The organism is bacterium (assembly GCA_037131655.1).
In the GTDB taxonomy this organism is placed as follows: domain Bacteria; phylum Armatimonadota; class Fimbriimonadia; order Fimbriimonadales; family JBAXQP01; genus JBAXQP01.
Window position 1 is genome coordinate 1 of sequence record JBAXQP010000155.1, and the last position, 6,651, is coordinate 6,651.

Sequence of the window (6,651 nt, forward strand, 5' to 3'; positions counted from 1 at the left end):
ATGTTTCGCTCAGCATCTGTAAAGTTCGCAAATGATCCTTCGAAAACTTATCAGGAGAACGAAAATCATAAATACCGTATGCATACGTTTTCTTGGATCCTTCCGGACGACCAAGCTTTGGTGAATGAGTCACTTCGGAACTCATGGACGGGGAATTTGTTGTAGGTGAATCTTCGGAACTATCACCCGTTAAGGTAGAAAGTAGGGCTTCGATTTCTTCCTGCGATAATATTTCGGACACAGCGTTCCTCTTCGTCCAACTGATTAAATCCGTATTTATACGGTTATTGACATATTTAATCATCGGCTTGAGGAGGAGTAAACCGCAGGGTATTAGCTATGAAAAGCCTTAAAAACTTCACACGCCCTCTGAGCATTTACCTTCATAGTTGATTCATTAAGAGAGAATCGGGGTGGTGTTGGGGGATTAAGTAATTGGTGAGTATGGATTAGGCAAAAAAGAAAAAATGAGTCGGCTGGGACTCGAACCCAGGACCCACGCCTTAAAAGGGCGTTGCTCTACCGTCTGAGCTACCGACTCGCAGTCGGACAAGTATACCCTACCGTTTCCAGTGGAATCAAAGTGAATCTGAAGTAAAGGACAGATTGAGACAAACCTATTCCCCAGCCAGCTCATAGGCTAGCGCTTCAAAAGAATCGATCATGAGATTTATATCGTATCGACTTTCTGCAAATGATCGGGCATTGCTAGCTAAACGTTTTGCAAAAGCCTTGTCACCCAACAATCTTTCAAAAGTTTTGATGCAATCTTTTAGGTTGCCGGGACGATAAAGTAGCCCGTTCACTCCGTCTTCTATTTCAGCGCCCTGTCCTCCACGAGAGGTTGTAATAATGGCTAATCCTCGTGCTGCTCCCTCAACTAGGGTATATGGAAGACCTTCATAACGCTCAGAGGGGATAAATAAAGCATCGGAGGCTGCGTAATAGCGCCCCATGTCAGATTGTGGAATTCTTCCAGTGAAAAGAACAGAATTTGTAACTCCCAATTCTGAAGCTAAATTCTTTAAGTTGTCAGATTCCGGTCCGTCTCCCACTATCAGCATTCTCAAGTCGGGATATTTCAATGCTAGAGCAGGTAAGACTTTGATGGCCATATCAAAGCTTTTATCTTGTGATAATCGCCCAGGGCAAAGGATAACAAATGCTTCATTAAATCCAAGTTCAGTTCGTGTTTTTTGGCGAACATCAGGGTTAGGAGAATAGTCGTTAAGGTCAACACCATTAGGGATAATTCTTAGGCGCTTTTTCGGGATCAAATACTGCGTTCTAAGACACTGTGCCACATAGGGTCCGACGGCAACGACCTTATCTGCGCTGCGCCATCCCTGCCATTGCATCTTTATCCCAGGAGTGCCCCACTCAAAGTCAAGCTTCACCATCGAATGGCGCAGCATTCGGTAGTGTCTAATGAACAGATTTTTTACGGAGGCGGAAGATGAGAGGATTTCGATCCAAAACGTCCCATGACAAATAAGCATGCATGGAGGTCGCTGATTGCGTGGGGTTCGATGCACGTATGGGCCGAGCGCAAGTGATTGGCTGATTAATACATCGAAAGGTTTTTCTTGCTGTAGTTCCTTGATTAACCTTTCGGCTCCTCGATAAAAATTGGGATTGTATTTACCAGGCAGCGAATCGGGGATGAAAAGTATCTCTACGCCATCTTCGTTAAGCCGTTCCAAGCCGTCAGGATGTTCGGAGGTTACTAAGGTGATTTTGTGACCACGAGCCGCCAATCCTTTGCATAGGTCTCGGCAGTGTCGTTCGAGACCGCCAATTCCATGATGCAATGTAGCTCGTGAGGCGACGAGGATGTTAAGTTTGGTTTGGCTCATATACACATTTATTCTACCAGAAGGGCATCTATTGATTCCTTACGGCCATGGGAAGACTGGGGTTTCTATGCGCCAAATTAATCTGAGCACGGTCCAGAGCACAGCCATCATGAACTCGCCGAATATGAGACCCAAGAAGAAGGGGCGCATTTTGCGATACATCGGCATGCCGCCATAGCGCAAGACCGGCACTTTAATTAACCAGGCGATAAGCATAACGAACCAGAAGCATACCACTCCCCAGGTTGCGCTCATCGCAAAACCTAACGGATGGAATGGGAACCATGGGAAGCGCGTTCGGAAGAAGGCCATTACTCCCGTCACCACAAGCCCAATTACAAAGAATACCGGGCGAACCCATGGGATAGGGGCGCTTTGCCCTCCGCTCATAAAGGGCGCATTTTGCCGGAAGAATCGAATGTTTTCACCTTGGAAATCGTATTTATATAGATTGCCTGCTCCGAAAGTATAAGGGAACCAGAGATGGATAAAAGTTCCGATGATAAGAGTGAGTATCAACCCAAACCCCAACATTCGCAGAAGCGTTTTGCGCTTTAATGCAACATCATCGCCTATTTTATGGGCATCCATAAGTCCGGTGATGGGAATCCCTCTTAAATCTCGGGTGAATAGCCGGTCAGTAAAGGGAGTAAGCGCTAGGTTTTGAGCTCCTAGGATGGAATATTTCTCCATCGTCAGAATATCGGAGGGGGTAAAGCAAGCTTCCGTACACCATAAACCACCTTCAGCAGTGGCGCGCGCCATTACTAACCCTTGAACGAGCAAATAAATTCCATAAATGCTGAGTGTGACCCACCAGGTCATGCCGATTAGACTGCACCAGAAAACAATAAATACAAGCGCGCCAACAAACCCCCAAAAGGCAACGCGATATGAAAACATCTCCTGGCTATCGTAATCCTTAATCCGTCCAAATGCGCAACTGACAACATTTTTCAGATGATGACGCGCGAGGAAAAGAATGTAAATGGACATCGCAAAGAAACCGCCGGAGCACTCCCATTTGATAATTGCTCCTGCCGCGGCGTGATTGGCAGAGATATCCAATCCCATATAAAGCGATATTATCTCTTGGACTTTCCCAAATAAATAGAAGAACCAGAAGCTGAAAAGCAACTCAGTTGGAATCAGGAAGAAGAAACCAAGCCCTGACAGGGTCAAAAGGATGGTTGTGTAGCTCATTCGGCCTTGTAGTTGCGGCTGATTGAATGCTGAGGCTAGATCGAATCTGAGCGGAATTTCAGGGATCCACGGAAAGTTGCGGTGCAAACCATTGAGGGTAAACAAAGCCACAGGTAGCGCTACGCCGTACCAGAACCATCGGTTGTTTAAAAATTCGCCTTGTCCGCGCATGATTTCGAGGGGCAGTTGGACTAAGGGGAAAGGCAGACGCTCATTCTCGACCCATTGACGTCGCAGGATAATTGACATACATAAGAATGCAAAGAAGACCGCCGCAACGAGGGCCAGCCAGTAAAGAGTTGACGTTGCCCATGCGCTCCATGGAATACTCATTCCACCGGGTAGCCCTTCGTAATACCAGCTTACGATTTGGGAGGGTGGAGTGGATTTCAAGTCCCACGGCACCATGAATTGCTTGAAATATGGGAAGTAAAGCTTGTCCCAGTGCTCTTTAGGCGCGAAATAGTTGATACCCACTTGCATCGGGAAGATGCGCTCCATTAGCCCACGGCCTGAAATAAGAGCGCTGAAAAGCATCATCACAAAGATAACTGCTAACTCTGGAGTTGATAGCGTCCAATTAGGATTTATTTTGCGTATAAACCGATTCGCGAAGGCTAATAAAAAGAGCAGCGCAATAGCAGCAGGCGGCAGAGCGAAAACACCCATCTGAATGGTCCCCTGTAGATCAGCCGATGAGACCACCAAAGAAACGATCCCCACACCAATCGCGCCAATCAAAAGTGTGCGAAAAGGGCGGATAGCCGTAACGATTTGAGGATTTTGCTCGATGTTCGAATCCGGAAACTTACCTATCACAATTGCATCCTATTAAATTAAAATAAAGCGCCAGCAGCTCAAAGCTAGAAAATTTATTCCAAACTCACGCGTCTGTTTAATATATCGGCACACCTCACCTTATCCGTAAGTTTACCTGCCAATTATTGTATGAGATTGCAACATTAATCCGAAATTGAAGAGGAATTTAGTTGAAAACGAGATAATAGAAAGGGGGGACGAGGCATATGCCATGTCCCCCTTTCTAATCTTATGGTTTATAATCTAAGATAGTCGGTTCTTGTGGGCGGCGAGAGAGGATATCTGGGAATTTCGGGAAGGCGGCATGAGGCTCTACTTGATACCAGAAGGCGGTGCTGTCCATGTCGTCTGAGCGTTCGGCCAGGGTTTCGTGATAACCGATGTTTTGGACGGTTATTCTTATTTCTTTCATAAAACGAATGGGATCGACAACATGCCAACGGTACATTGAGACACGGCCTCCTCGATAAAGTGGGCAGCCGTGATAGGGACTGCACCACTCGCCGATGCCGTATGATGAGAGGAAATAGTCCTCTATGCCCGTTCCGCAGAGAGTGGGGAACTCCTTATCGCCATCGAGGTACACCTTGACCTCGCCTTCACCCCACCATTGAGTTCGAAGTGGGCAGAGCGATAACACGGTCCCAACGTAATGCCCTCGCCCTTTGGCTTCTAATAGGGTGTAATCTTTTTTGAGGGTAGTCGGATTTTCGCGTCGCCATTGAGCATGAAAACGGGCTGCTTTCGGATCGAGACAATCGTATCTTTCGCCATCGATTTGATAGAAAACCATTGGTTGCTCTTCCGTATGCTGGTTCTCTATTTCGATACGAGCAGAGGTTGCGAATGGCATGGACCAGAAGCAATTCAAGGCGCGACCTTCAGCGATAGTGACCATTTGAGAGACCAACGGAGCAGGCGTGCCTTGGCCGAGGGCAAAGAAATCGCCGATTGGCGCTTCAACTGAAGGCGTTTCTTCGTCATCCCAGTACATGCGGATGACCATGTCGCGCAAAATGTTATGGCCTGGTTCATAGTCAACCTTGGGCAATGGAAGCCCAAACCAAATATGCTTAATGCACCCTGCGCCTTTAATATCGGCAAGGATAGCGGTGGATTGCGCTGGGATTGTTATACAGGGGCTGCCTTTTCGAGTGGGGCCGAGCTGTTCGCTGGCAGTTTGTCCGCCTTTTCCCTTTTCACCACTCGGATTTTCAGCAGTAAGCGCAAAAGTTTGCGCATCAGATAAAAAGGGCATAAATCCAAGGTCAATAGATTGGTCCATATTCCAGTCTCCTTATAGTGCTGTATCCGAAACAGCGAGATTGTACCTTACCTGCGAGCGCGAAGCTTCTTGAGTATAATATGAGTAAGAGAAAGTAATTCGAGGAGTCAGTGAACATGGACAAGGTGAGATGTGCAGTTATTGGCGTGGGGGCGATGGGGAGCGATCATTGCCGAAACATTAATGAAGATATTTCCGAAGTTGAGTTAACCGCGGTTTGTGATACTAACCCGGATGCGCTTCTGCCAATTGCGGAGAAGTTCAGTGTGCCGGGATTTGCTACTCATCAAGAGTTGTTGGAAAGTGGGCTGGTCGATATGGTTATTATTGCCACCCCCCACTATTTTCATCCGCCGATTGCGATTGATGCATTTAAAAAGGGACTTCACGTCATTTCCGAAAAGCCGATTGCCGTGACAGTGAGTGATGCGGATGCAATGATTAAGGCTGCCAAAGAGGCGGACAAGATTTTTGGCGTAATGCACCAAATGCGCTCTTCACCCAGATTGAGAGCCGTAAAGAAGATGATTCAGGATGGGCTGATAGGTGAAATCAACCGTACAAATATGATTTTTCCTTCATTCCGATGCCAGGCATATTACAATTCTCAGGAATGGCGCGCAACTTGGACAGGTGAGGGCGGAGGCATTTTAATCAATCAAGCGCCGCATGCACTCGACCTTCTTACTTGGTGGGGAGGACTTCCATCCCGAGTTACCGGTTTTACCCGTACCCGATTGCATGATATCGAAGTCGAAGATGAGGCCTGGGCTTTACTCGAATATTCAAACGGCGCTATCGGCTATCTTTATGCCAGCACGACTGAAGAGCCATACGATCTCGAAATCGACATTTGCGGCGATCGCGGTAGGGTGAAAGACGATAATAGCGGCCTCAAGTTCCTTCAGTGCAAGGAATCGATCAGTGAGTTCAATAAAAATGCCAAGGGGATGTGGGACGGTATAGGGGCAGACCCAATCCCGCTCGATATTCCTAAGGATCCTGAAGGAACGCTTGAAGGTCATGCGGGCATTATCCAAAACTGCGCCCGTGCAATAAAGGATAAAGAAACTCCTCTGTTTTCTCCTGGAGAGGACGGGTTGGCGGTTGTCGAGATGATTAACGCCATCACTCTCTCTAGTCGACGAAATAAGCCAGTCGATGTACCCGTGAACCGCGCAGAGTATGATGAATTAATGGACGAGCTTAAAGCAACCTCAAAGCATAAAACTACGGTGAGTGTGCAGCGAGTAACCGATCCCAAATACGCTCCGAAATCATAGGGTTATTTCTTGATAATAAAGGGGCTATGAGCTTTTGTGTGGATAGATCATAAGTATTCCGTGAAAGAAGAGGGTCGCGAAAATTCCGCTATCCGCTAGTTGAAAAGAAGGAATATGGGTATTTTATGGCGAATAATTAGGCTTAGTTAGAACTGTGGAGTGTTAAAGATGAGAACAGTATGGATATTAGTAATCGCGATTATGG

The 6,651-nt window shown here is 46.9% G+C and carries 5 protein-coding genes and 1 tRNA gene; 1 reads left to right on the forward strand and 5 read right to left on the reverse strand.

Features of this window, described 5'->3' with window-relative positions:
- The 5 genes from WCO51_08180 to WCO51_08200 all read right to left on the reverse strand — a co-directional run.
- Nucleotides 1-241 (reverse strand): hypothetical protein (locus WCO51_08180; GenBank protein MEI6513236.1); only part of this gene is annotated, 241 nt, incomplete at its 3' end.
- 227 nt (nt 242-468) lie between these two features.
- Nucleotides 469-541 (reverse strand) — tRNA-Lys (locus WCO51_08185).
- A 76-nt stretch (nt 542-617) separates the two neighbouring features.
- On the reverse strand, nt 618-1,856 hold the full coding sequence (locus WCO51_08190) for a glycosyltransferase family 4 protein (protein ID MEI6513237.1): 1,239 nt from the start codon (nt 1,854-1,856) through the stop codon (nt 618-620).
- Between the two features lie 39 nt (nt 1,857-1,895).
- Nucleotides 1,896-3,878, reverse strand: a complete 1,983-nt coding sequence (locus WCO51_08195) for a DUF6785 family protein (protein MEI6513238.1) — start codon at nt 3,876-3,878, stop codon at nt 1,896-1,898.
- A 229-nt stretch (nt 3,879-4,107) separates the two neighbouring features.
- Nucleotides 4,108-5,163 carry a glycoside hydrolase family 172 protein gene (locus tag WCO51_08200; GenBank protein MEI6513239.1) on the reverse strand — a complete coding sequence of 352 codons (1,056 nt, stop codon included), beginning with the start codon at nt 5,161-5,163 and terminating at the stop codon, nt 4,108-4,110.
- A gap of 116 nt (nt 5,164-5,279) precedes the next feature.
- Between WCO51_08200 and WCO51_08205 the strand changes: the two genes are divergently transcribed.
- Entirely contained in the window at nt 5,280-6,446 is a 1,167-nt protein-coding gene (locus tag WCO51_08205) for a Gfo/Idh/MocA family oxidoreductase (protein ID MEI6513240.1), read from the forward strand.
- Nucleotides 6,447-6,651 lie beyond the last annotated feature (205 nt).

Coding starts and splice junctions, on each gene's coding strand:
- WCO51_08190 (MEI6513237.1), bottom strand. CDS start 1,856: ATGAGCCAAACCAAACTTAACATCCTCGTCGCCTCACGAGCTACATTG.
- WCO51_08200 (MEI6513239.1), bottom strand. CDS start 5,163: ATGGACCAATCTATTGACCTTGGATTTATGCCCTTTTTATCTGATGCG.
- WCO51_08205 (MEI6513240.1), top strand. CDS start 5,280: ATGGACAAGGTGAGATGTGCAGTTATTGGCGTGGGGGCGATGGGGAGC.